We start from the raw sequence: 24,604 nt of genomic DNA on the forward strand, positions 1-24,604 counted from the left end.
ACGCCTTGATTGCGGGGTTTGTGGCCAGCCTCCGCCAAGGGCCTATCTCGATATAGCTCTACCGGAGTGCCTGCTCAGCCAATAGGCAATGCCGATCATGCAGTGTCTGAATCGATGGTCTACCAAGGCTCGCCGGTTAGCTGAGGTTAGCATTTGAACGTTCGGCCAATGGCGCCCAACAAGATCGTCGTTGAGATGTTAACCCAGAAAAATCCGACATAACTGTAGGAAGGATCCCACATAAGTAGTTGTTTATTGAACCTTGCGTCTGTAGCAAGTTTGAAAATTCATGCAAAACTGATCAATACAGCAATAACTTTGCTGGCATATCCATTCAACCAACTAGATCTTCCCAGAAAAGGAATTCAGCCACATCGCCCTAGGGCAGGAATGGCTCACCCGGTTTGCCTTAAGTATTCAAGTTTTCAAAATACGTCAGATTTTGGAAGATTCGAATCTCGTCGTTGAGTTCATATGAGCGTACGAAGGCACCCACTCACACAGGAGTTTTGGATGAATATCAATGCTACGGGATACATACACAGCTATGCCAATCCAGCCATAAAAAAAATAGCGAACCCGCTTAGTTCGCCTGACGGAACGAGCGCGTCCAAGAATAACGCTACGAGCGATAGCGCCTCGCTTTCGTCTTTGGCAGACAAGGCTTCTTCAACTGCTCAGGAAAAAACCGTCCTTTACACGAATAATTCCCACATGCAAAACAAACCCTACGGCACACCCAATTGGGATACGTCCCTTACACCCAATTGGCAAGCGTCCGTCATACCCAGCTGGCAAGTTGATCTGCTCGCAGGCACGAGGTACATATGCGGCCCGACGGGTGAGGTTGAGATCATTGAGCATAACAACCAAAAATACCTGCAAGTCTCAAACTCCGAACGCGCCGAATACAACGAACTGCTGCAAAAACACATGCAAGAGCTTTATGAAACAAATGGATTGAGCAACGCAGTCGAACGATACAACGCGTTGAAATCAGTACCCGGCCTGAACGAAAAACTTCGAGATGAACTCAAGAACAACCTCGCCGCTGATGAACGAATGACTGTCCTCATGCAGAAGCTGGAAGTCAGCATGGCTTGAAAAAATACCGCTTAACCCCCCAGTGGAGTCATCATGAAAACCATATTGAAATTTGCACTTACAGCCGCGGTAATCCTACCCATGGCAGCCTATGCCGACAACCCTATCCTTGTATCTCTGAAAGCCAAAGAAAAAACCTTGACAGTACTGGACAACGCGAAGTTGGAAGAAATAAAAGGCGCCGCCCTTCTCATAGGACAGCCTTTACCCAGCGTCACGATGGGACTTAGAACCTACCAAGTAACCTGGAAGAAAAGAGGCAGTACTGCCGACTTTAGATCCTATCAAAGGATAGGTTACGATTACGACCCACACAGAAAACTTACCTTCAATGAAAATGGTGTAGAACACAAAGTAGCCGGTGACCGCTGGCTGGCCGATCAAATAAGTAACGTAGGCTCCTGGAGTTTGGCGAACTCGTTCGAGATTGACAGGCATTTTCAAGCACTGGATCCAAACACAGGAACCCCTCTCAACTTTGGTTGGCGCAACAGCGCTTGGAATCGCCCCACATCCACATTCTCTTGGTAGATTCTTGGCATGGGCAGCATGGGCACCATGAGCACTCCCTCGTGGTGCTTTTACACAAAAGGCAAAATCCCAGATGTATCCCCCCAAAAAAAATTCCACTCAGCTGTTAGGCATTGCGGCTTTCTTTGCGCTGTTAAGCGAATCAGCCACCGCAGATTCCCTGAAAATGAAAAATGGCGACGCCTTTTCCGGAAGCATCATCTCTCTCCAGGACGGCCTTTGCATTTTTGCAACGAATTACGGCACACCGATAAATGTCAAGACCTCAGAGGTCCATGCACTGGCAACCGACAACGCCTATACGGTTGTTTTCAAAAACGGTGACAAAGCAACCGGGTCCTTCCATATGGACCCTACCGGGAGGACGGTACTCGAATCGGATAGCTTTGGATCGACCGTGCTATTGCCAGAAAAAATTCAATCGTTGACCAGGATTTTTTCAGCCCCGACGCCACAGGATAGACATTCAAGCGCAGAGCACCAAGCCACCTATGGTGCCGAACAAGACCAGCAGGCTCCGGTAGACTTCCTGACAGGCTCCGCCGTCTTGCTATCACCGGGCACCTATGAAATCGACGTTGGATTGTCTTACAAACACAGCGTAACCCAATACAATCTTTCGGAAGTCGGATACTTTCAAAAATCCTCTTATTCGGCGCGACTGCTGCAACTGCAAAATACCTTCAGGGCCGGGATCACTGCCGGGCTGGAAGGGTATTTAGCGCTACCCGTGACTTACACCCGGATAGACGACGTGTCCAGCAACGAATATGTCAGACACACAGGTGCCTGGGACCTGGCAGACATTGGACTCGGCCTGCAATATCAGCTCGTGGATGAACGATCGTCAGTCCCCGCCCTTGCGCTGACAGTGGATATTACAGCGCCCACTGGAAAGAAGAAATACAACGACGCCCTGAACGATTGGAAGGACCCGCTCAACAATGGATTAGGCCATTGGAGTCTTGCACCGGGCATTGCGTTCGTTCGCACCACCGATCCTGCCGTTATCTTTGGCGGCATGAGCTATCAGTACATGTTCAAACAAGAAATCAGTGGCTACGACGTTCAACCTGGAAGTGTTTTCAAGACCTACCTGGGTTTAGGGTTCGCGCTCAACGAAAAATTATCATTGGGAACCAGACTCTCCTACGCACATGCTGCCAACCTCAAGGCGGAGGATGAAGAAATACACGGTTCAGATACCGACCCACTGGACATTTCGTTCAATGCCTCTTACCGCCTGTCCGAAAACTGGGTTGCCTCCCCTCAAGTCACTTTCGGTCTAAACGACGCAGCGGGGCCCGCCGCACTGGCGATCGACTTCAAGAGAAGATTCAATTAGATGAGGCTGGGGATCAGAATCGGTTCATATGGTGTGCTTTTCTATCTTGGGCTTTGCAACAACGTTGCGCACTCTGACACTGGGCCGAAAATAAAGTCTTTGATTCAGATGCAAATGTCAGGCATCGAAAGGCAAACGCTTGACTATTCTTGCGGCGCCGCTTCACTGGCGATTCTGCTGAAACATTACTTTGACGAACCCATCGATGAGAAGGGCGTGCTTGCAGATATAGTGGCCAGGCTTCCAAAAGAGCAACTGGCAGCGAAAGCGGTCGAAGGGTTTTCCATGCGGGACCTCAAAAGAGCGGCCGAACACCTCGGGTATTCCGCTGACGGTTTGATTTTGGACCATGAGTCAGTATTTCTACTGGAAGGACCAGTCATTATCCTGTTGACCCGAAAAAACCTTAACCATTTCGTGGTGCTCAAGGGTGTCAACCAAGGCAAGGCGTTCTTGGCCGACCCCACCAGAGGGCATATCAGGATCCCGCTGTTCGAGTTGTTCGAAGAATGGCAGGGAGAAACCCTGATCGTGGGCCGTGATCATTTCGGCCTCCCGCAGCACCATCGCCTGCGCTTGCCCACGGGCCGCCCTGTGGCGCCAGAACTTGAAGCACTGAGAAGCTTGAGAAGCATACCCATACACTAGGGTGCGCCGCTCCAGAGCTGCGCGGCGACTTGAAGAACGCTGCCGACTCGAACTCTAGCGCTCCTCAATCCCGCCGCAAATCCGTCGGAATCGGCAAAGCCTTCTTCAACGGCTCCGGCGCCTTGCCCCGCCCATTGCGGTACTGCCGGATCTGGAACACATACGCCAACACCTGCGCCACCGCCAGATACAACCCTGCCGGAATCTCCTGCTCGATCTCCGTGGAGTAATAGATCGCCCGCGCCAAGGCCGCCGACTCCAGCACCTGCACCTGGTGCTCGTTGCCGATCTCGCGAATCTTCAGGGCGATGAAGTCCGTGCCCTTGGCCAGCAGCAATGGCGCCCCGGCGGCCTTCTCCGGGTCGTACTTCAAAGCCACGGCGTAGTGCGTGGGGTTGGTGATGATCACGTCGGCCTCGGGCACCGCCGCCATCATCCGCCGCTGGGAAATCTCGCGCTGAACCTGGCGAATGCGTTGCTTGACCTCGGGCTTGCCCTCGCTGTCCTTGTATTCGTCGCGCACTTCCTGCTTGGTCATCTTCAGTTTCTTGTGCGACTGATAGAGCTGGAACGGCACGTCCACGGCGGCGATCAGCAGCAGCCCGGCAGCCATCCACACCGCGCTCCAACCCACTACCTGCAAGCTGTGGATGATCGCCTGCTCCAGCGGCTCGTTGGCGATGGCGAGCAGGGCCTGGCGGTCGTTGGACAGCACCATCAACGCCACCATGAGAATCACGAGGAACTTGGCGATGGCCTTGATCAGCTCGGTCAGGGCGTTCATCGAGAACATGCGCTTGATCCCCGACAAGGGGTTCATGCGGCTGAACTTGGGTTGCAGCAGGCTGCCGGAAAACAGGAAACCGCCCAGGGCAATGGGTGCGACGAACGATACCGCGAACAGCAGCACCAGCACTGGCTGGGTCGCCCAGATGGCCATCTTGCCCGAGGTCAGCAGGTAGATGCCCATGGCCCGTTCGTCCACCAGCGCCTCGCGCGGCAGGCTGAAGTTCATGCGCATCAGTTCCATCAGGGTCTGCGCCAGGTAGCCGCCGAACATCAGCAGCGCGATGGCGCCGCCCAGGGTCACGGCGACGGTGTTGAGCTCCTTGGAGCGGGCGGTCTCGCCCTTCTCGCGCGCGTCGCGTTTTTTCTTCTCGGTGGGTTCCTCGGTCTTGTCCTGACCGCTCTCGCTTTCCGACATCAGCGCGCCCTCGCCAATTCACGCAGCCATTGCAGGGTTTCGCTGGCCAGGTCCTGATAATGCGAGAGGATGTCGGCCAGGCTCACCCAGAAGATCACCATGCCCATCACCAGGGTCAGCGGGAAACCGATGGAGAAGATGTTCAACTGCGGCGCGGCGCGGGTCATCACGCCGAAGGCGATGTTGACCACCAGCAGCGCGGCGATGGCCGGCAGGATCAGCAACAGCCCTGCGCCCAGCACCCAGCTCATGCGCCCGGCCAGGGACCAGAACTGGTCGACCCGCAAGGCGCTGCCCACCGGCAAGGTGGTGAAGCTTTCGGTCAGCACCTCGAACACCACCAGGTGGCCGTTCATCAGCAGGAACAGAATGCTCACCAGCATGGTCATGAACTGGCTGACCACGGTGACGTTGACGCCGTTGGCCGGGTCGACCATCGAAGAGAAGGCCATGCCCATCTGCACCGCGACGATCTGCCCGGCGATCACGAAAGCCTGGAACAGCATCTGCAACGCCAGGCCGAACAATGCGCCGACGATCAACTGCTCGGCGCACAGCATCAACCCTTGCAGGCTCAGCGGGTTGACCTCCGGCAGCGGCGGCAACCCCGGCACGATGACGAAGGTGATGGCCACCGCCACGTACAGGCGCACGCGCATCGGCAGCATGCGCGTGCCGATGATGGGCATGGTCATCAGCACCGCGCCCACGCGGAACAGGGGCAGCACGAAGGTGGCGACCCAGGTCGAGATCTGCGCGTCGGTCAGCTCCAGCATGGCCATGTCAGCCGATCAACTGCGGGATGTTGGTGTACAGGGTGGTGATGTACTCCATGAACTTCTGCACCAGCCAGGGGCCGGCGACGATCAGGGTCACCAGCATCACCAGCAGGCGCGGCAGAAAGCTCAGGGTCTGTTCGTTGATCTGTGTGGCGGCCTGGAACATCGCCACCACCAGGCCGATCAACAGGCTGGGCACCACCAGCACCGCGACCATCACGGTGGTCAGCCACAGCGCTTCGCGGAACAGGTCGACGGCCACTTCGGGTGTCATGGGAAACTCTCCTGGGCGCTAGACGCCGCCGAAACTGCTGGCCAAGGTGCCCATGATCAGCGACCAACCGTCGACCAGCACGAACAGCATGATCTTGAACGGCAGCGAGATGATCAGCGGCGAGAGCATCATCATGCCCATGGCCATCAGCACACTGGCCACCACCAGGTCGATGACCAGGAACGGGATGAAGATCATGAAGCCGATCTGGAACGCGGTCTTGAGTTCGGAGGTGACGAACGCCGGTACCAGAATGGTCAGGGGCGCCTGGTCGGGGGTGGCGATGTCGGTGCGCTTGGACAGGCGCATGAACAGGTCGAGGTCGTTCTGCCGGGTCTGCGCCAGCATGAAGTCCTTGATCGGCCCCTGGGCCTTGTCGATGGCCTGTTGCGCGTTCAACTGCTCGTTCAGGTACGGCTGGATGGCCGACTCGTTCACCCGGTCGAACACCGGCGCCATGATGAACAGCGTCAGGAACAGCGCCATGCCGGTGAGGATCTGGTTGGACGGCGTCTGCTGCAGCCCCAGCGCCTGACGCAGGATGGAAAACACGATGATGATGCGGGTGAAGCTGGTCATGAGGATGACGAATGCCGGAATGAAGCTCAGCGCCGTCATGATCAGCAGAATCTGCAAGCTGACCGAATATTCCTGCTGCCCGTCGGTGCCGTTCGACAGGGTGATGGCCGGGATCGACAACGGGTCGGCGGCCAGGGCCAGGGGCGCGGCCAGCAGCAGCGCCAGGGTCAACAGCATGCGCAGGGCGCCACTCATCGGGGCTTGTCCTTCTGGTCCTTGCCCATCAGCTCGAGCAAGCGCTGGGCGAATTCGGGTGTGGCCGGGCGGCTGCCGGCGGGCGCGGCGACCGGCTCGGTGAGCACGTGCAGCGCCTTGATGTCGCCCGGGCTATGGCCGAGCAGGATCTGTTCCTTGCCGATCTGCACCAGCAGCAGCCGGTCGCGCGGGCCGATCGCGCGGCTGCCGAGCACTTCGATCAGTTGGCCGTTGCCTGGTCCCACGCCCTGCACCCGACGCAGCAGCCAGGCGAGGAAGAAGATCAGCCCCACTACCAGCAGCAAGCCAAGAACCAGTTGCAGCACTTGGCCGCCCAGGCCGGCCGGCGTGGAGCCGACCGTAGCCGTGGCAGCCGGCTCGGCGGCCAGGACGACCGTGCCGGCACCGAGCGCGACCGCGCTGGCGGTGGCGCGCAACGTGGTCAGGCCCAGTCGCCGCTGTGGACCGATCCGCCCAGTGACCGCAATGGCAGATCGGCCGACCCGCTCGGTCGCCGCAGCGCCGCGCTGATTCATGCGCCCCATTCAGCGCAGCTTCTTGATGCGTTCGCTGGGGCTGATCACGTCGGTCAGGCGGATGCCGAACTTCTCGTTGACCACCACCACTTCGCCATGGGCGATCAGCGTGCCGTTGACCAGCACATCGAGCGGCTCGCCGGCCAGGCGGTCGAGTTCGATCACCGAGCCCTGGTTGAGTTGCAGCAGGTTGCGGATGTTGATCTCGGTGCTGCCCACTTCCATGGAGATGTTCACTGGGATGTCCAGGATCACGTCCAGGTTGGGCCCTTCCAGGCTGACGTTCTCGTTGGGCCGTGGCGAGCTGGCGAACTCTTCCATGGGCATGCGGCCCGGGCCGCCGGACTGGCCGTTGAGCAGCGCGTCGATGTCGGCCTGGCCAGCGTCGCCGGTTTCTTCCAGGGCTGCGGCCCATTCGTCGGCCAGGGCCTGGTCTTCGGCAGAGGTGATTTCGTTTTCGTTCGCCATAGTGTCCTCGACAGACGTTGAATGCGGTGGAATGCGGGCGCGGCGCGGTCAGCGGCGCCCGATCGGATCGATGATCTGCAAGGCCAGGTTGCCCTTGTGCGAGCCCAGCCGCGCCTTGAACGACGGCACGCCGTTGGCGCGCAGCACCAAGTGCTCGGGCAGCTCGACCGGGATCACGTCGCCGGGTTGCATGTGCAGGATGTCGCGCAGCTTCAATTGGCGCCGGGCGACGGTGGCGGTGAGCGGCACGGCGACATCCAGCACGTCTTCGCGCAGGGCCTTGATCCAGCGCTCGTCCTGGTCGTCCAGGTCCGATTGGAAACCGGCGTCGAGCATCTCGCGCACCGGCTCGATCATCGAGTACGGCATGGTCACGTGCAGGTCGCCGCCGCCGCCGTCGAGTTCGATGTGGAAGGTCGACACCACCACCGCCTCGCTCGGCCCGACGATGTTGGCCATGGCCGGGTTGACCTCCGAGTTCATGTACTCGAAGTTGACCGGCATGATCGCCTGCCAGGCTTCCTTGAGGTCGATGAAGGCCTGGTCCAGCACCATGCGCACCACGCGCAGCTCGGTGGGAGTGAACTCACGCCCCTCGATCTTGGCGTGGCGGCCGTCGCCACCGAAGAAGTTGTCCACCAGTTTGAACACCAGCTTGGCGTCCAGGATGAACAGCGCGGTGCCGCGCAGGGGTTTGATCTTGACCAGGTTGAGGCTGGTGGGCACGTACAGCGAATGCACGTACTCGCCGAACTTCATCACCTGCACGCCGCCCACCGCCACGTCGGCCGAGCGGCGCAGCAGGTTGAACATGCTGATGCGGGTGTAGCGGGCGAAACGCTCGTTGATCATTTCCAGGGTCGGCATGCGCCCGCGCACGATCCGGTCCTGACTGGTGAGGTCGTAGCTCTTGACGCCGCCGGGCTCGGCAGCGCTGTCGGTCTGCACCAAGCCGTCGTCCACCCCATGCAACAGGGCATCGATCTCGTCCTGGGAGAGCAGGTCCTGCACAGCCATCGGGCGCTCCTACTGCAATACGAAGTTGGTGAACAGCAATTGGTCGATGACCGGCTTGCCGACTTCTTTCTGCGCCACTTCCTGCACCACTGCGGTGGCCTTCTGACGCAGCATTTCCTGGCCCACGGAGCTACTGGCCAAAGCATCGAAGCCCTGGCCGGAGAACATCATCACCAGGTTGTTGCGGATCACCGGCATGTGCACCTTGAGCGCGTCCAGGTCGGCCTGGTTGCGCGCTTGCAGGCTGATGCTGACCTGCATGTAGCGCTGGCGACCGTTCTGGTTGAAGTTGACCACGAAGGCCGGCGTGAGTGCCTCGTAGATGGCCTTGGGCTTGGCGTTGCCGCCTTCGCTGGCCTCGGCGGGCGCCGCCGGTTCGTTCTTGTGCATGATGAACCAGGTGGCGCCGACCGACAGGCCGATCGCCAGAAGCAGGCCGACCACCGCCAGGATGATCAGCTTGAGTTTGCCTTTTTTCGCCGGGTCTTTTTCTACATCGCTCTTGGCCATGCCAATAATCCGTCATCCGTCAGGGGTTGCAGGGTAGATGACGGGGATTGAGCAAGGGTTATGCCAGGTTGCCCTGGTGCGGCGATCAGGCGTAGTAGTCGACCGCGCTGTCGCCAATCACCACCTGTTGGGCCTGCACCTGGCCAGGTTCGATGCGCGCGCCGCCTTCGCCCTCGCCTGCCGCCGCGCGCCGCGAGGCCACGCCCGACAGGCTGTCGGCATTGGCCTGCCCTTGTTGCTGCTGTTGCTGTTGCTGCTGGCGCGAGAAGTCGGCGACGCTGACGTCGGGCTGCTGCAGGCCTTGCTGGGAGAACAGCTCGCGCAGACGGTGCACCTGGCTGTCGAGGGCGTCGCGCACACCGACGTGGCCGCTGAGGAAGGTGATCTGCGTGGGCTGGTCGCTGGCGACGTTGACGCGGATGTCCAGGCGACCGAGTTCGGCCGGTTCGAGCTGGATGTCGGCGGATTTGAGGTTCTGGCTGGACAGGTACATGACGCGGTTGACCAGGCCTTCGGTCCAGGCGTTCTGGTTCATCGACAAGGGCTGCTGTAGCGGATTGGGCGCAACGGCATTGGCGGTCTTGGGGGTGGCGGCCTGGGTCAACGCGGCCAGGCGGTTGGCGAAATCGTCGACGCGCGTGTCGCTGCTGGCCGTTTTCAGGTCTTTCAGGCCGTCGTCGAGCAAGGCGCCGAAGGCCTTGCCGCCCGCTGCGCCGCTCTGCTCGTCGCCCTCCAATGCCGCGACCTTCTCCGCCAACGGATTGACGGCCACACGGCCTTCGCCGATCTCGGCGTCGGGGTCCTGCGCGTGGGCGGAGGTACCGCCCTGGGCCTTGGCATTCTGCTCCAGCGCCAGGCGCAGGGTAGGCATGCCGGCTAGGGGGTCGGCCTCGGGATCGAAGGCTTCGCCCTCGCCATGGCTATCGCCGTCTGCGGCAGCCGCTTGCAGCATGGGCGCCACGACCTGGGCCTGGGCCTGGATCATCTGCGCGCCCGGTGCGGCATCGGTGACCTGGCCGGCCACCAGGCTGGCGTCGCGCAAGGTGCCGGCGTCCTGTTCGACGGTGTCGCTGTCGGCGGGGGTATCGGCTTTGGCCGGCAAGGTTTTGCCGTCTGCGGCAAGCGCCCCGCTGCCCGGGCCTTTGGCGTCAGCGATGTCGGAGGTGGACGGAACCTCCTTGTCGGCCTTGGCCGGCGTGTTGCGCGACTGCCCGGCCAAGACCTTGTCGAAGCCGCCAGCGCCCGGCTGGCGCGGCTTTTCGGCCGCAGACGCGCCCACGTTCGGCGCGGACGGCGCGCGGCTGACTTGCAACAACGGGTTGGGTGCGACAGGCATCGAGCGATCTCCGCGCCAAAGGGCTGAACAGCATGAAGCTGTTACAGCAAAAGTCGCGCCAACTCGCTCAGGGTGCGATCAACCGATCCTGTTCGCCGCGATAGAACTGCTGCACCTCGCGGTATTCCAGGTCGATGCGGTTGATCAGGTCTTCGATGCCGAATAGCGGCGGCTGGCGCACGCGCTCTTCGAGTTGGCGGCACAGTTCGGCCAGGCCCACGGCGCCCATGTCGCTGCTGCTGCCTTTGAAACTGTGCGCGGCTAGCCCCAGCTCGCTGGCATCCTTGGCCTCGTGCAACTGGCTCAGGCGCCGCTCGGAGTCTTCCAGAAAGGTTTGCAACAACTGCGAGTAGCCGTCTTCCATGACGTCGCGCAGGTCGCTCAATACGGTGTAGTCGATATGCATGTCCATCACTTGCTCACTCCTTGATCAAGCTCGATTGCCTGACTGGGCGCCTGTCGGTCGGCCAGCCGCTTGTGTTCCGCTTCATCCTTGACGTTGCGCCGCAGCCTTGCGTGGCGCCCCTTGCCGAACCCATCGAGCAGCGAAGATCAGACGCCCAACACCGCTTCGGGTTCCGCGAGGTGGTCGAAGTGTAGCCCATCCCACAGCGGCGTCGAAGCCGCCGACGGCCTGCTACGGAAACTCGTGACGCGGTAGACGTTGCGACAACTCGTCGAGCAGCTTCTGCTCGCGCTTGTCGTCGGCGCGGCGGGCCTCGTCGAGGTAGCGCTGCACCAGTTTGCGCAGCCCCTCCACCCGTGCGTAGGCCTCTTGCCAGCCCTTGCGCGCGTTGTTCAGGTTGTTCTGATGCCAGGTCAGGCTCTGGCGCTGCTGGCCCATGGCGGTTTCCAGTTGCCCGAGAAAGCGCTGGTAGTTGACCAGCCAGGCGCCATCGACGCCTTGGCCGCCACGGTTGAGCCATTGCTGCTGGTAATCGCCGCGAAACTGCTCCAGCTCGCTGAGTTTGGTCTGGGCGACGTTCACCTGCTGCTGGAACTGGCCCAGGCGCTGGGCGGCCTTGCGCTCGGCGTCCTCGGCCATTTCCACCACTGGCAGCAAGCGCGCGGCACGGCTGGGCACGCTCATGGCTTAGCCTCCATTGGCGGGGCTGGCGAACACCGCCGCCAGCTCCGCGCGGCCCTGGGCGAGGCTTACGTTTTCGTCCAGGCCCTGGCGCAGGTACGACACCAGCTTGCCCTGCAAGGCAATGGCCATGTCGGTTTCCGGATCGCCCCCAGGTACGTAGGCGCCCACGCTGATCAGGTCGCGGCTCTGCGACAGGCGCGACCACAGCTGCTTGAATTTCTGCGCCTGGCGCAGGTGGTCGATGTCCACCACCTGCGGCATCACCCGGCTGATCGAAGCCTCGATGTCGATGGCCGGGTAATGCCCCTCCTCGGCCAGGCGCCGCGACAGCACGAAGTGACCGTCGAGCACGCCCCGCGCCGAGTCGGCGATCGGGTCCTGCTGGTCGTCGCCTTCGGACAGCACGGTATAGAACGCGGTGATCGATCCGCCACCGGCTTCGCCGTTACCGGCACGCTCCACCAGTTTGGGCAGTTTGGCGAACACCGAGGGCGGATAGCCGCGGGTCGCCGGCGGCTCGCCGATGGCCAGAGCGATTTCCCGCTGGGCCTGGGCGAAACGGGTCAGCGAATCCATCAGCAGCAGGACGTTCTTGCCCTTGTCGCGGAAGTATTCGGCAATGCGCGTGCAGTACATGGCCGCGCGCAGACGCATCAAGGGCGCGTCGTCCGCAGGCGAAGCCACCACCACCGAACGCTTGATGCCCTCCTCGCCGAGGATGTGCTCGATGAATTCCTTGACCTCGCGGCCGCGTTCGCCGATCAGGCCGACCACGATGATCTCGGCTTCGGTGAAGCGCGTCATCATGCCCAGCAGCACCGACTTACCGACGCCGGTACCGGCGAACAGGCCCAGGCGCTGCCCCCGGCCCACGGTGAGCAGGCCGTTGATGCTGCGAATCCCCACATCCAGCGGCTGGCTGATCGGCTCGCGGTTGAGCGGGTTGATGGTCGGGCCTTCCATCGGCACCCAGTCTTCGGCCTTCATGCCGCCTTTGCCGTCCAGGGCGCGGCCGGCGCCGTCGAGCACCCGGCCGAGCATGCTCATGCCCATGGGCAGGCGACCGCTGTCGTCCAGCGGCACCACCCGCGCGCCGGGCGCGATGCCGGCCACGCTGCCCACCGGCATGAGGAACACCTTGCTGCCGGAGAAGCCCATGACTTCGGCTTCCACCTCGACGGCGTGGTAGCCGTCGTCGTTGATCACTCGGCAACGGCTGCCGACGGCCGCGCGCAGGCCTTCGGCTTCCAGGGTCAGGCCCACCATGCGCAGCAGCCGGCCTTCGGCCACCGGCTGGGCCGGCAGGGCGATGGCCTCGGCATAGCCGCCCAGGCGCTTGGCGAAGCTGGTGCGGTCAAGACGCATGGTTGGCCTCGAGTGGGATGTTCGAGCGAATGCATGGAGCGGCCGCTACCGGATGCACGGCCTGATCGTGGAACCGGTCGAACTCAAGACGCATCGTCGGCCTCGCGTGGCTGGGTCAGGTCGATGGACAGGTCGGCCGGTGCCGGGTGCAGGGCCTGCTCGTGGAGCTGGTCGAACAGCTGCGCCACGGCTTTTTCCAGACGCGTTTCCATGCTCGCGTCGATGCGGCTGTGGGCGGTTTCGATGCGGCAGCCGCCGGGCAGCAACGTCTCGTCTTCGAGCAGTTTCCAGCGCTCTTCGTGGCGTTCGCGCAAGGCTTTGGCGGCTTCGAAATCCTGGGGATTGAGGTGGATGCGGATGTTCTCGGCACCCATCGGCAGCAGCTTGAGCGCCTCGCGCAGCACCTGGGTGATCTGGCTGGAGTCGCCGCGCAGCTCGCGGCCGACCACCTGCCGGGCCATGTGGCCGACCAGGTGCACCAGGCTGCGCTCGATCTGCGTGTCCTGCTCGGCGATCGGTTCGAGCAGGTGTCGCATCACTTGCTCCAGGCTCGCCAGTTTGGCGGCAAGGGCGGCGTCGGCTTCCTGACGCACCTTGAGCTGGGCACTGTGGAAACCGTCCCGCTCGCCGGTGGCGAAGCCTTCGTTGTAGGCCTCCTGGCGAATGGCTTCGAGCTCTTCGAGGGTAATCGGCTGCACGTCCTCGAGAGGCACCTCGGCGATCTCGTCCTCGACCACCTCGGGTGCCGGCTCGGGCTCGGGCTCTGCGACGAAGCGCGGCGCGGGGTCGAAGCTGGGCAGCGCCCACACGTCCACGCCCTCTAGGTCGCGGGCGCGGATCAGGTCGCTGGAGTGTTGCTCTTTGCTGGACATGCGCTGGGCTCTTCAAACCGGTTTCAGGCGATGTGCGCCTGTAGGAGCGGATGGCCGGCGTCCCGCCCCACCCGCAATTGCGTCGGCCCATCTAACAAGGTTGCCTCGCTCGACGCAATCACCACCTGCCCTTGCAGGCAGCGTGCGCGGGCTTAGATCATCTCCTCGCCACCCTTGCCGCCGAGCACGATCTCGCCGGCATCGGCCATGCGTCGGGCCACGGTGAGGATTTCCTTCTGCGCGCCTTCGACGTCGCTGACGCGCACCGGCCCTTTGGCCTCGAGGTCGTCGCGCAGCAGTTCCGACGCACGTTTGGACATGTTCTTGAAGACTTTGTCCTTGACCCGGTCGTCGGCACCCTTGAGCGCCACCACCAGCACGTCCGAGGCGACTTCGCGCAGCAGCGACTGGATCCCGCGGTCGTCGACGTCGGCCAGGTTGTTGAAGACGAACATCAGGTCTTCGATCTGCTCGGACAGGTCGCCATCGACCTCGCGGATCGAGTCCATCAGCTGGCCTTCCACGGAGCTGTCGAGGAAGTTCATGATGTCGGCCGCGCGCTTGATGCCGCCCAGGGTGGTGCGCGCCGCGTTGGAGTTGCCGGAGAACTGCTTCTCCAGGATCTGGTTCAGCTCCTTGAGCGCCGCCGGTTGCACGGTGTTGAGCGACGACACGCGCAGGATGATGTCCAGGCGCACTTTGTGGTCGAAGTTGCTCAGCACCTCACCGGCCTGGTCGGGGTCGAGGTAGGCGACCACGATGGCCTGGATCTGCGGGTGCTCGTAGCGGATCACGTCGGCCACGGCGCGCGGCTCCATCCACTTGAGGCTGTCCAGGCCACTGGTGTTGCCGCCCAGCAGGATGCGGTCGATCAGGCCGTTGGCCTTGTCCTCGCCCAAGGCCTGGTTGAGCATCTTGCGGATGTAGCCGTCCGAGCCTACGCCCAGGCTGGTCTGGTCGCCGACGGTCTCGACGAACTCGCTCATCACCTGCTCGACCTGCTCGCGGTGGATGTTGCCCATCTGCGCCATGGCCACACCGACCCGCTGCACTTCCTTGGGGCCCATGTGGCGCAGCACCTGGGCGGCGTCGGTCTCGCCCAGCGACAGCAGGAGGATGGCAGCCTTGTCGACACGGCTGAGTTTGGCGTTCACGGCGCGGTTATCACTCATCGGCGTTGATCCAGTCCTTGACGACCTGGGCTACACGGCCCGGGTCTTCGGCCACCAGGCCCTTGATTGCGTTGAGCTGCGCCTCGTAACCCTCGGTGGGGCTGGGCAGCAGGATGCTTTGCGGGCCACCGAGGGTGACGCGGTCGTTGGCGAGGTCGCCATCCATCCCGATCATCCCGCCCAGCTCCGTGTCGCCTGCCACGCCGGCGTCCTTGCCGCCACGGGTGATATTGTTCAGCACCGGGCGCAGCACGCCGAACACCAACACCAAGATGAACAGCACGCCCAGGGCCTGTTTGACGATGTCCCAGAACCAGGGCTGCGAGTAGAACGGGATATCGACCAGCACTTCGCCACGGTCGGCGGAGAACGGCACGTTGACCACGCTGACGCTGTCGCCGCGGCTGGCGTCGAAGCCTACGGCGTCCTGCACCAGACGAGTGAAGCGTGCCAGGTCTTCGCTGGTCCAGGGCGTGCGCGTGGCTTCGCCGCTGGTCGCGTCGACCTTGACCTGGTCGTCCACCACCACGGCGACCGACAGACGGGTCAGGCGGCCCTGCTGCTGGCGGGTGTGGCTGATCGAGCGGTCCAGTTCGAAGTTCTTGGTGCTCTGCTGGCGCTTGTCGCTGGGGTACGGCGCGAGCATCGGCTGGCCGGTGGCCGGGTCCATGATCTGCTGGCCGTTGGCGTCGAGCAGCGGTTGGCCGGGCTGGATCGCCCCGGCAGCGGCCGCGCCGGCCGTGGCGGTTTGCGGTGCGCTGGCGGCGCCCGGTGGCTGGTTGCTCAGCGCGCCCGGCACGCCCTGTGGGCCCTGGCTGCTGGAGCGCTGCTCGTCGACCGACTGCTCGCTGCGCAGCGCCGGTTGCTCGGGGTTGAACTGCTCGGAGGTCGACTCGACCGCGCTGAAGTCCACGTCGGCCGACACCTCGGCCTTGTAGCGGTCGTTGCCCAGCACCGGCTGCAGGATGTTCTGCACACGCTGGGTGAGCAGGCTTTCCATGCGCCGGCTGTAGTCGTACTGCTTGCCGGCCATGGTCAGGGCGGTGTCCTGCAACTGCTCGGAGAGCAGGTTGCCTTTCTGGTCGACCACGGTGACCTGTGACTTGTCCAGCTCCGGCACGCTAGTCGCCACCAGGTTGACGATGGCCATGACCTGGCCGCTTTCCAGGGTACGGCCCGGGTACATCTCGACCAGCACCGAGGCGCTGGGCTTGCGTTCGTCGCGCACGAACACCGAGCTTTTCGGAATCGCCAGGTGCACACGGGCGCCCTTGACGTTGTTCAGGCTCGACACCGTACGCGCCAACTCGCCTTCCAGGCCGCGGCGGTAGCGGGTGGCTTCCATGAACTGGCTGGTGCCCAGGCCCTGGTCCTTGTCGAGAATTTCGAAGCCGACGTTGCCGTCGTTGGCGGTCACGCCCGCAGCGGCGAGTTTCAGGCGCGCGCGGGACAGGTCGTCGGCCTTGACCAGCAGTGCGCCGGAATTGGGCTCGACGCGGTATTCGATGTCGGAGGCACCGAGGGTGTCGATGACCTGCTTGGTGTCCATCCCGGCCAGGCTGCCGTACAGCGGACGGTAGTCCGGCTGCTGCGACCAGAGCACCACGGCGAAGCCCACCGCCACGCTGGCGGCCAACCCGACCAACAGGCCGACCTGGCGCAGCGCGGGCATGCGCGAGATGTTTTCCAGGAAACCCAGCCCCGGCAGCGCCAGCTTGGACGCAGGCTTGGCACCGGTGGTGGCGGGTGGAGTGTCGACGGCATCGGCCACTTAGTCAGCCCTCAAACTGGCATCTGCATGATGTCCTGGTACGCCTGGACCAGCTTGTTGCGCACCTGCGTGAGTGCCTGGAACGACACCGAGGCCTTTTGCGAGGCCACCATGACGTCGGTCAGGTCGACATTGCCCTTGCCGATTTCGAAGGCATTGGCCAGGGCATTGGATGACTGCTGGGTTTCATTGACCTTGCCGATCGCCTGGCCGAGCATGTCGGCGAACGAGTTCTGCCCCAGCTCTGGCGCGGCCACGGCTTTGGGCTGCGACATGGCGTCGGCCTGCATGGCGCGCATGTCGAGCATCAGACGGTTGAATTGAACACCTTGGGTCATGGACTTCTCTCTGCGACGGCCGCATTTTTTTGACACTCATGCGGCGGGTACAGGGGAACTAGCAACAAGAATGCCAGGGTGGCGAATGAGAGCAGGAAAAGGCTGGGGCCGGATCTGTCGGCTTGGTTCAGGGCCGCGTCGCGGCCCATTGCGGCTAATCGGAGCGCCGAACCGGCCGCTCCCACAGGATTATGCTCATGCTGCTGGAGCGGCTTCAGCCGCCCTACGAAGATCCTGTTGGAGCGGCTTCAGCCGCGATGGCCGGCCCCGCCGGCCCAGCAGCTATGGCACCTGTCGACAGGTAATCGCATCCTCACCCCGCTCCAGCCGATCGATCACCCGCTGCCATACACCCAGCGCAACAGCCAGCCCCGGCCCCATCAGCCATCGATTTCAGCGTCCATTCCGGCTTCGCGCATCTGTGCCAACTTGTAGCGCAACGTGCGTGGGCTGATACCCAGCCGCTCGGCCGCCTCCTTGCGCCGCCCGCGCTCGCTGCGCAGGGCGTCGAGGATCATCTGGAATTCATGGCGACGCAGGTCGTCCCCCAGCACCGCTGGCTCGGCCGCCTGCCGCTCGACGCCCAGAGGCGCGGCCGGTCGTGACGCAGCACCTGTCGCCAGCCCTGTCAGACAGAAATCCGCCGCTTCGATCACGCCGCCCTGCTGCAGGATCAAGGCGCGCTGCACGGCATTGTCCAGCTCGCGCACATTGCCCGGCCAGGCATGTTCGCGCAGGCACTCGCGGGCTTCGGGCGACAACCGAACCGCGCCGAGGCGCAGCTTGCCGGCATGGCGGGCGAGCAGACGCTCGGCCAGCGGCAGAATGTCGTCGCGGCGCTCGCGCAGGGGCTGCCAGGCCAGCGGGAACACCGACAAACGGTAATAGAGGTCTTCGCGAAACGCGCCTGCCGTCACTTGCGCGGCCAGGTCGCGGTTGCTGGTGGCCAGCACGCGGATGTCGAGCGGGATCGGTTTGCGTCCGCCGACCCGCTCGACCTCGCGCTCCTGCAACACCCGCAGCAGCTTGGCCTGCAAGGCAAGGGGCATTTCGGAGATTTCGTCGAGCAGCAAGGTGCCGCCGTCGGCCTGCTCGAACTTGCCGGGCTGGGCGGCGATGGCGCCGGTGAAGGCACCTTTCTCATGGCCGAACAAAGTGGCTTCGAGCATGTTGTCGGGAATCGCCGCGCAGTTGATGGCCACGAACGGCCCCTCGGCGCGGGTCGACTGCTGGTGGATGTACCGCGCCAGCACTTCTTTGCCGGTGCCCGATTCGCCGCAGATCATCACCGTCGAATCGCTGCGCGCGACCCGCGCCGCCAGCGCCAGCAACTGCCGGCTGCTGGGCTCGCAGGCCACCGGGCCGTCGTCGGCCAGCAGGCGATGGGCCGCATGGCGCTCGACCAGGCTGAGCAAGGCGCGCGGCTCGAAGGGCTTGACCAGGTAGTCCACCGCGCCTTGACGCATGGCCTGCACGGCGCTTTCCACCGCAGCATGGGCCGTCATCAGCAACACTGGCAATTGCGGCTGGCGCTGACGCAATTCGCCCAGCAACTGATGGCCGTCCATGCCCGGCATGTTGACGTCGCTGACCACCAGGCTGAAGGCCTCTTCGCCCACGGCCTGCAAGGCGAGCTCCGCCGAACCCACGGCACGCCAGGCGAAGCCGCCCAACTCCAAGGTATCGGCCAAAGCCTGGCGCAGGTTGCGGTCGTCCTCGACCAGCAGCACCTTGTGCGTCATGCCATGCCCTCCCCTCCCGACACCCCCAACAGCGGCAGCGTGACCGTCACGCAGGTGCCACGGCCCACGCGCGAGCGGATCCGCACCTGGCCCTGATGGGCGCGCACCACGGCATTGACCACGGCCAAGCCCAGGCCGGTGCCATTGGTCTTGGTGGTGAGGAAGGGTTCGCCCAGGCGCGCCAGCAAGGCGGCATCGATGCCATCGCCGGCATCGCTGATGCAGAGCGCCATCTGCTGCCCACGGCGCATCAGGTGCACCTTCAGGCGCGCAGGGCCGTGGCTCGCCTGCAAGGCGTTGTTAATCAGGTTGAGCAAGGCGCCGACCAGCGTGTCGCGGTTGCACAGCACTTCGCCCAGACGGGTATCGCACTGCCAGCGCACGGCATGGCCCTCGACATGGCTGTGGGCGGCCTGCTGCAAGGCCTGGAACAAGGCCTTGGGCGTCAGGCGATCGGTCAGCGGCAGCTCGCCGCGGGCGAACACCAGCATGTCGCGCACCTGATGCTCAAGTTCGTGCAGGCGCTCCTTGAGTTGGCCGGCGAAGCGTTGCCGGGTGTCGTCGGAAAGGCTGTGCGCCGGGTCGGCGAGATGCCCGGCGTAAAGCATGGCGGCCGACAGCGGCGTGCGTATCTGATGGGCCAGTGAGGCGACCATGCGCCCCAGGCTGGACAAGCGCTCGTGACGCGCCAGCTGGTCTTGCAGGCGCCTGGTTTCGGTCAGGTCGGTGAGCAGCAGCAACTGGCCGGGCTCGGCGCCCAGCGAACGGGTGGCGATCGACACGCGGCGGCCATCGCGCAACGAGACTTCATGACCATCGTCGTGGCGCGGCGCGAAACGCTGGACGATCAGCTCGCGCCACAGCTCGCCCAGCAATGGCTGCCCCAGAAGCTCTGCTGCGGCAGGGTTGGCTTCGACCACCACGCCCCGACCGTCGAGCGCCACCACACCACCGGGCAACGCATCGAGCAGGCTTTGCAGGCGGCTGGCCAGGCGCTCCTTTTCGGCCAGTTCGGCCATGCGCTGGGCACTGACCACCGCCAACTCGCCTTTGAGCTCGCTGACCCGCGCCTCGAGCATGCCGTAGGACGCGTGCAGTTGGCTGGACACTTGGCCAAACAGCGCGAAGGCCTGTTCAAGGCTTTCGCGGCTTTGCGGCTCGGCAGGGTTACGGCGTTGCGGATCGGGGGCTCGGGAGAGAGAGGCAACCTGAGGCATCGGACATTCTCGCGTGGCTGACCGTCATAAAAACGACCTGTTGGCGAGGTTGTAGCAAGGGGCGTGCCGGGGGATGGGATACGCAAGGGTCTAGTTGGTTAACGCATGTTACCCGCATAGCGGCGCGGGCCATGTCGAGGGCAGTGGGATGGGTCTTCCAAAAGAGATGAAATCACTCGCCAACAGCGCGTTGCAGGAGGCCCCACAACGCCCTCGATGGCGCCTACTCTTCGGCAGCCTCTTCGCCGTCGCGGCGACTCATACCGTATTTGCGCATCTTCTCCACCAAGGTGGTGCGGCGAATGCGCAGACGTTCCGCCGCGCGGGCCACGATGCCGTTGGCATCGTCCAGCGCCTGCTGGATCAGGCCCTGCTCCAGGCCGCCGAGGTAGTCTTTGAGGTCCAGACCTTCGGGTGGCAACATGGCCTGGTTGGCGAAGTTCGGCGTGTGTCCGTTGATCGCCACGCGCTCTTCCAGGTCGCTGCGCAGGCTGTCGACCAGTTGCTCGTCTTCGTCTTCGACATAGCGGAATTTCTTCGGCAGTTCGGCGACGCCGATCACACCATAGGGGTGCATGATCGCCATGCGTTCCACCAGGTTGGCCAGTTCGCGCACGTTGCCCGGCCAGCCATGCCGGCACAGCGACATGATCGCGGCCGAGTTGAAACGGATCGAGCCGCGCTTCTCGTGCTCCATGCGCGAGATCAGCTCGTTCATCAACAAGGGGATGTCTTCGACCCGCTCGCGCAGCGGTGCCATTTCGATGGGGAAGACGTTGAGCCGGTAGTACAGGTCTTCGCGGAACGAGCCTGCGTCGATCATGGTTTCGAGGTTCTTGTGCGTGGCCGCGATGATGCGCACGTCGACGCTCTGGGTCTTGTTGCTGCCGACCCGCTCGAAGGTGCGTTCCTGCAACACACGCAGCAGCTTGACCTGCATCGGCAGCGGCATGTCGCCGATCTCGTCGAGGAACAACGTACCGCCGTTGGCGAGTTCGAAACGCCCGGCGCGGGTGGTGATGGCCCCGGTGAAGGCGCCCTTCTCATGGCCGAACAGCTCGCTTTCCAGCAGTTCGGCCGGAATGGCCCCGCAGTTGACCGGTACGAACGGCGCGTCGCGGCGCTTGGAATGGTAGTGCAGGTTGCGCGCCACCACCTCCTTGCCCGTTCCCGACTCACCGAGGATCAATACGCTTGCGTCGGTGTCGGCCACCTGCTGCATCATCTGCCGCACATGCTGGATCGCGCGGCTGGTGCCGACCAGGCTGCGGAACAGGTTGGGCTCGCGCTGGCGACCGCGCTCGCGGGCCTGGTCGTACATCTCGCGGTAGACCTGGGCACGGTGCAGGGAATCGAGCAATTGGCTGTAGCTGGGGGGCATCTGCAAGTTGGACAGTACCCGGCGGCGCAAGTCGTCGGGGAACTCGGCAGAAGAAATTTCACCAAGAAGCAAGACAGGAAGGAACTCATCCCACCCTGCCACGGTCTTAAGCAGCCCAAGTACCGTGCCAGGCGACGCCACGGTACCCATGAGCACGCATAATACTTCGCGGCTCGACTGCAAAGACTGCACGGCCTGCTGCCAATTCTGGCTCGAGCAGGGCAGATTGTCTTCGCCCAGGAAATTCAGGACCACCGCCATATCGCGGCGGCGGTCGCTGTCGTCATCGATCAGCAGAATCTTGGTTTCACGCCACATGCAATAGCAACTTCCCTAGTCATATCGGTGCCGGGGAGGCGAATTCGACGTCGCCCTGACGTACAGTCAGCAATGAGACGTCTGAAATTCGAAAACAGCCACTAGTAAAGTAAAAAACGTAGAACCAGTCAAATTTATGGCGCCGGATAGGCGTTATCTATTTACCTCAGCTGAATAGATGGTAAACCTTTGCCGCCGATTTTGCCTGATTGATCTGCGACATTTGCTCGGCGATGGCTTGGCGTTCGCCCATTGTCGCTTCCAGCAAATCGCGGTAGACCCCCAGCAGATCTTCCAACTTGGCCTTGACCTGGACCTCGTCCACCACGCTGGCCGTCAGCATGTCGTCGATGCAGACCCGACAGGCCTCGTCGAGCTTGCCGATGGCCTCCCAGTCGCGCTCGTCCAGGGCATCGAGCAAAGCGTCACGGGTTTCGTCGAATCGTTGGATGGCAGTGTTCACGACACGCTCCTCGCGGGCTCAGCCGGCTTGTTGCGCGGGCGGGATCTGGTCCCAGCCGCTCTTGACGGTGATCAGCAGCCGGGCGACTTCGTCGATCATGCCGGCATCGTTGGCGATGTTCGCCTGCATCAGGCGATTGGTCATGTATACGTACAGGCTGGCGAGCTGCTCGATGCTCTCGGGATTCTCGCTTTTTTCGGCATCCAGACCATCGCGCAGGCCGATGATGATGTCGATCGCCTTGCCGATCAGCAGGCCTTTTTCCGCCACATCGCCGCGCGCCATCGCGCCCTTGGCCTGGGCCATGCGATCCAGCCCGCCTTCCATCAGCATCTGCACCAACCGATGGGGCGTGGCCTCGGAGATCTGTGCATGGGAATTGACCTTCTGGTATTGGCGAAGGGCTCTCATGGGGTTCATCGTGCAACCTCGTGACAGAAAAAAGATAACGGCTCGATGACATTTATGTCGGCCGAGCCGTGGATAACTTAAGCGCCGATCAGCTGTCGCTGTTGGACTTGTTCAAGGCGTTGAGCGTGGTCATCACGCTGTCGCTCTGCGCGCGCAACTGGGCCACCAGGGTGTCCATGGCGTTGTATTTGTCCTGCAGGGTCTTTTGCAGTGCCGTCATGCGCTCGTCGAGGGTGGTCTGCTCGGTCTTGAGCTTGTTCAAGTTGTCGGTCAGCGTCTTGGTGCGCTCGGCGAAAGTGCCGGTGCTGGCCTTGGCGTAGCTTTCTGTGGCGTTCTGCATGCGCGCGAGCAAGCCGTCCTTGCCGGTGAAGATGCTCGAGAGGTCGGCGATGTTGGTGGCCGCCGCAGCGCTCCACTTCTTGTCGTCGAGGCTCAACAGGCCGCCGTCCTGGGACGTGGTGACGCCGAATTGGGCCAGGGACTTGAACGTGCCATTACCTGACAGCTGACTCATCTCGTTGCGAATCGACGAGACCAGCCCGCGTAGCGTGGCATCACCGGTCAAGGCGCCGGCGGTTGGCGTGCCATCGGTGCCCGTAGTGACCTTGGTTTCGGCATTGATGGCCGTCATCAGGGCGTTGTAGGTGTCGACGAAACCCTGAACACCGGATTTCAGCGTGCTGGCGTTGGTGGTCAGCGAAAGCGTGGTCGGCGACATCGCGCCATCGTCATTTTTCGACGACACGCCCGTCAGGGTGATGCTCAAACCGCTGACGGCATCGGAGATCTCGTTGCTCTTGGACGTCATGCTGATGCCGTCGAGCATGTATTTGGCGTTGCTGGGCTTGTCGATCACGGTATAGCCGGTATCGATGCCCGAATTGCCGCCCAGGGTGATGTCCGACCCCTCGCCCATCTTGGTCGAGGTCAACACCAGGCGCGAACCGTTGGCATCGGTGAGCACGTTGGCGCTCAGGCCCGAAGTGCCGAACTGGCTGTTGATGCTGTCACGCACCTGTTGCAGGGTGGCGCCGGCCGGCACGTTGAGGTCGAAGGTCTTGCCGGACTGATTGATGCTCAACGTCGTGGCGGTGCCGGTCTTGTTGACTACCGAGCTGGCACCTTCGGGATACACCTGCGTGGAGATCTTCGAGGGCTGGGCCAGGCTTTCCACCTTCAATGCGAAAGTGCCGTTAGCCGCGCCGGTACCCGCCTTGATGGTGGCGACCTTTTCATCGCTCGACTTCACGGTCAGGCCACTGAAGGTGTTAGTGGTGGACATGTTGTCCAAGGCCCCACGGAAAGCATCAAGCGCCGCCTGGATCTTGCCGATGGACGACAACGTCGTGGTCGCCTTCAGTGTCTGAGTATTGATCTGAGCTTGCTTGGGCGCCTTCTGCGCATTCACCAGCGACGTTACGATCGCTTGAGTATCGATGTTGGAACCGATCCCGCTGACGGTTGAACCTGCCATCGTTGTCTCCCTGTATTCTCAGTGGCTGCCAACGGCTTGACGATCACGCTCGGCAAACGGCTGCAGCAACAAGTTTCATGCCAACCTACACCTCATCCTTGAACAGTAGACTGTTGGCGTCGTTGAGGTTTTGCGCCAGTTTCAGCGCAGCCTCGGAAGGAATCTGACGAATCACCAGGCCCGAATCGGTGGCGATCACTTTCACCACTACCCGGCCGCTGTCCTCGTCGATGGAAAAATCCAGATTACGGTGGTTGTCACGCGCGAAGTCGCGGATTTCCCCGAGCGCTTTCTCCAAGTCCTCACGGCTCGCCGGCTCGCTCGCCGCGGCGGGCGGCGTCACCGCATCCGGCGCCTTGGCCAGGCTGGCGGCGTCGGCGGGCGCGACGGCGACCACCGGCGCCAGCGGCGGCGTGTAGACCTGGTTCACTTTCACACTCATGTCCATGGGTGAAACTCCTCAC

Annotated in this window: 27 protein-coding genes; 4 read left to right on the forward strand and 23 right to left on the reverse strand. The window is 62.7% G+C overall.

What is annotated here, in order from left to right:
* The first annotated feature begins 513 nt into the window (after window positions 1-513).
* The 4 genes from B4M43_RS03610 (at window position 514) to B4M43_RS03625 (ending at window position 3,628) form a co-directional block, all read left to right on the forward strand.
* Complete coding sequence (locus B4M43_RS03610) at window positions 514-1,104, forward strand: hypothetical protein (RefSeq protein ID WP_296264277.1); 591 nt, start codon at window positions 514-516, stop codon at window positions 1,102-1,104.
* A 33-nt stretch (window positions 1,105-1,137) separates the two neighbouring features.
* Window positions 1,138-1,635 carry a hypothetical protein gene (locus B4M43_RS03615; RefSeq protein ID WP_296264280.1) on the forward strand — a complete coding sequence of 166 codons (498 nt, stop codon included), beginning with the start codon at window positions 1,138-1,140 and terminating at the stop codon, window positions 1,633-1,635.
* A gap of 73 nt (window positions 1,636-1,708) precedes the next feature.
* Window positions 1,709-2,980 (forward strand): transporter, encoded by a 1,272-nt coding sequence (locus B4M43_RS03620; RefSeq protein ID WP_296264282.1) that lies wholly within the window; start codon window positions 1,709-1,711, stop codon window positions 2,978-2,980.
* Window positions 2,981-3,628, forward strand: coding sequence for a C39 family peptidase (locus B4M43_RS03625; RefSeq protein ID WP_296264284.1), 648 nt, complete (start codon window positions 2,981-2,983; stop codon window positions 3,626-3,628). It abuts the gene before it with no gap.
* A gap of 64 nt (window positions 3,629-3,692) precedes the next feature.
* On the opposite strand, the gene flhB is transcribed toward B4M43_RS03625, so the two are convergent.
* The 23 genes from flhB to B4M43_RS03740 form a co-directional block, all read right to left on the reverse strand.
* On the reverse strand, window positions 3,693-4,832 hold the full coding sequence (gene flhB, locus B4M43_RS03630; RefSeq protein WP_296264286.1) for a flagellar biosynthesis protein FlhB: 1,140 nt from the start codon (window positions 4,830-4,832) through the stop codon (window positions 3,693-3,695).
* Window positions 4,832-5,608 carry a flagellar biosynthetic protein FliR gene (gene fliR / locus B4M43_RS03635; protein ID WP_296264482.1) on the reverse strand — a complete coding sequence of 259 codons (777 nt, stop codon included), beginning with the start codon at window positions 5,606-5,608 and terminating at the stop codon, window positions 4,832-4,834. Before fliR ends, flhB begins: the two co-directional genes overlap by 1 nt.
* Before the next feature lie 7 nt (window positions 5,609-5,615).
* Window positions 5,616-5,885 carry a flagellar biosynthesis protein FliQ gene (fliQ, locus tag B4M43_RS03640; protein ID WP_296264287.1) on the reverse strand — a complete coding sequence of 90 codons (270 nt, stop codon included), beginning with the start codon at window positions 5,883-5,885 and terminating at the stop codon, window positions 5,616-5,618.
* Between the two features lie 18 nt (window positions 5,886-5,903).
* On the reverse strand, window positions 5,904-6,659 hold the full coding sequence (gene fliP / locus B4M43_RS03645; RefSeq protein ID WP_296264289.1) for a flagellar type III secretion system pore protein FliP: 756 nt from the start codon (window positions 6,657-6,659) through the stop codon (window positions 5,904-5,906).
* Window positions 6,656-7,096: a flagellar biosynthetic protein FliO gene (gene fliO, locus B4M43_RS03650; protein WP_296264484.1), complete on the reverse strand. Its 441-nt coding sequence runs from the start codon at window positions 7,094-7,096 to the stop codon at window positions 6,656-6,658. Before fliO ends, fliP begins: the two co-directional genes overlap by 4 nt.
* Before the next feature lie 108 nt (window positions 7,097-7,204).
* Complete coding sequence (gene fliN / locus B4M43_RS03655) at window positions 7,205-7,663, reverse strand: flagellar motor switch protein FliN (protein WP_296264291.1); 459 nt, start codon at window positions 7,661-7,663, stop codon at window positions 7,205-7,207.
* Window positions 7,664-7,711: 48 nt separating this feature from the next.
* A complete protein-coding gene (gene fliM / locus B4M43_RS03660) occupies window positions 7,712-8,680 on the reverse strand; it encodes a flagellar motor switch protein FliM (protein ID WP_296264293.1) in 969 nt (322 codons plus the stop codon).
* Between the two features lie 9 nt (window positions 8,681-8,689).
* Window positions 8,690-9,190, reverse strand: coding sequence for a flagellar basal body-associated protein FliL (gene fliL / locus B4M43_RS03665; protein ID WP_296264295.1), 501 nt, complete (start codon window positions 9,188-9,190; stop codon window positions 8,690-8,692).
* Window positions 9,191-9,275: 85 nt separating this feature from the next.
* Complete coding sequence (locus tag B4M43_RS03670; protein WP_296264297.1) at window positions 9,276-10,526, reverse strand: flagellar hook-length control protein FliK; 1,251 nt, start codon at window positions 10,524-10,526, stop codon at window positions 9,276-9,278.
* A 67-nt stretch (window positions 10,527-10,593) separates the two neighbouring features.
* Entirely contained in the window at window positions 10,594-10,941 is a 348-nt protein-coding gene (locus B4M43_RS03675) for an Hpt domain-containing protein (RefSeq protein WP_296264299.1), read from the reverse strand.
* 222 nt (window positions 10,942-11,163) lie between these two features.
* Complete coding sequence (gene fliJ, locus B4M43_RS03680; protein ID WP_296264301.1) at window positions 11,164-11,616, reverse strand: flagellar export protein FliJ; 453 nt, start codon at window positions 11,614-11,616, stop codon at window positions 11,164-11,166.
* Between the two features lie 3 nt (window positions 11,617-11,619).
* Window positions 11,620-12,981, reverse strand: coding sequence for a flagellar protein export ATPase FliI (gene fliI, locus B4M43_RS03685; protein ID WP_296264303.1), 1,362 nt, complete (start codon window positions 12,979-12,981; stop codon window positions 11,620-11,622).
* Window positions 12,982-13,064: 83 nt separating this feature from the next.
* The gene (gene fliH / locus B4M43_RS03690; protein ID WP_296264305.1) at window positions 13,065-13,853 is read right to left on the reverse strand and encodes a flagellar assembly protein FliH; all 789 of its coding nucleotides are present in this window, start codon (window positions 13,851-13,853) and stop codon (window positions 13,065-13,067) included.
* A gap of 152 nt (window positions 13,854-14,005) precedes the next feature.
* Complete coding sequence (fliG, locus tag B4M43_RS03695) at window positions 14,006-15,025, reverse strand: flagellar motor switch protein FliG (protein WP_296264307.1); 1,020 nt, start codon at window positions 15,023-15,025, stop codon at window positions 14,006-14,008.
* Window positions 15,018-16,796: a flagellar basal-body MS-ring/collar protein FliF gene (fliF, locus tag B4M43_RS03700; RefSeq protein WP_296264309.1), complete on the reverse strand. Its 1,779-nt coding sequence runs from the start codon at window positions 16,794-16,796 to the stop codon at window positions 15,018-15,020. Before fliF ends, fliG begins: the two co-directional genes overlap by 8 nt.
* A gap of 11 nt (window positions 16,797-16,807) precedes the next feature.
* Window positions 16,808-17,134: a flagellar hook-basal body complex protein FliE gene (fliE, locus tag B4M43_RS03705; protein ID WP_296264311.1), complete on the reverse strand. Its 327-nt coding sequence runs from the start codon at window positions 17,132-17,134 to the stop codon at window positions 16,808-16,810.
* Between the two features lie 380 nt (window positions 17,135-17,514).
* A complete protein-coding gene (locus B4M43_RS03710; protein ID WP_296264313.1) occupies window positions 17,515-18,876 on the reverse strand; it encodes a sigma-54-dependent transcriptional regulator in 1,362 nt (453 codons plus the stop codon).
* Entirely contained in the window at window positions 18,873-20,093 is a 1,221-nt protein-coding gene (locus B4M43_RS03715; protein WP_296264314.1) for a sensor histidine kinase, read from the reverse strand. Before B4M43_RS03715 ends, B4M43_RS03710 begins: the two co-directional genes overlap by 4 nt.
* A 223-nt stretch (window positions 20,094-20,316) precedes the next feature.
* A complete protein-coding gene (locus tag B4M43_RS03720; protein ID WP_296264317.1) occupies window positions 20,317-21,792 on the reverse strand; it encodes a sigma-54 dependent transcriptional regulator in 1,476 nt (491 codons plus the stop codon).
* Between the two features lie 166 nt (window positions 21,793-21,958).
* The gene (locus B4M43_RS03725) at window positions 21,959-22,255 is read right to left on the reverse strand and encodes a flagellar protein FliT (protein WP_296264319.1); all 297 of its coding nucleotides are present in this window, start codon (window positions 22,253-22,255) and stop codon (window positions 21,959-21,961) included.
* Between the two features lie 18 nt (window positions 22,256-22,273).
* Window positions 22,274-22,675: a flagellar export chaperone FliS gene (gene fliS, locus B4M43_RS03730; protein WP_296264320.1), complete on the reverse strand. Its 402-nt coding sequence runs from the start codon at window positions 22,673-22,675 to the stop codon at window positions 22,274-22,276.
* A 79-nt stretch (window positions 22,676-22,754) separates the two neighbouring features.
* Window positions 22,755-24,140, reverse strand: coding sequence for a flagellar filament capping protein FliD (gene fliD, locus B4M43_RS03735; protein WP_296264322.1), 1,386 nt, complete (start codon window positions 24,138-24,140; stop codon window positions 22,755-22,757).
* Window positions 24,141-24,225: 85 nt separating this feature from the next.
* Entirely contained in the window at window positions 24,226-24,588 is a 363-nt protein-coding gene (locus tag B4M43_RS03740; RefSeq protein ID WP_296264324.1) for a flagellar protein FlaG, read from the reverse strand.
* Window positions 24,589-24,604: the final 16 nt, after the last annotated feature.

It is taken from the genome of Pseudomonas sp. UBA6562 (genome assembly GCF_002434265.1).
Lineage (GTDB): Bacteria > Pseudomonadota > Gammaproteobacteria > Pseudomonadales > Pseudomonadaceae > Aquipseudomonas.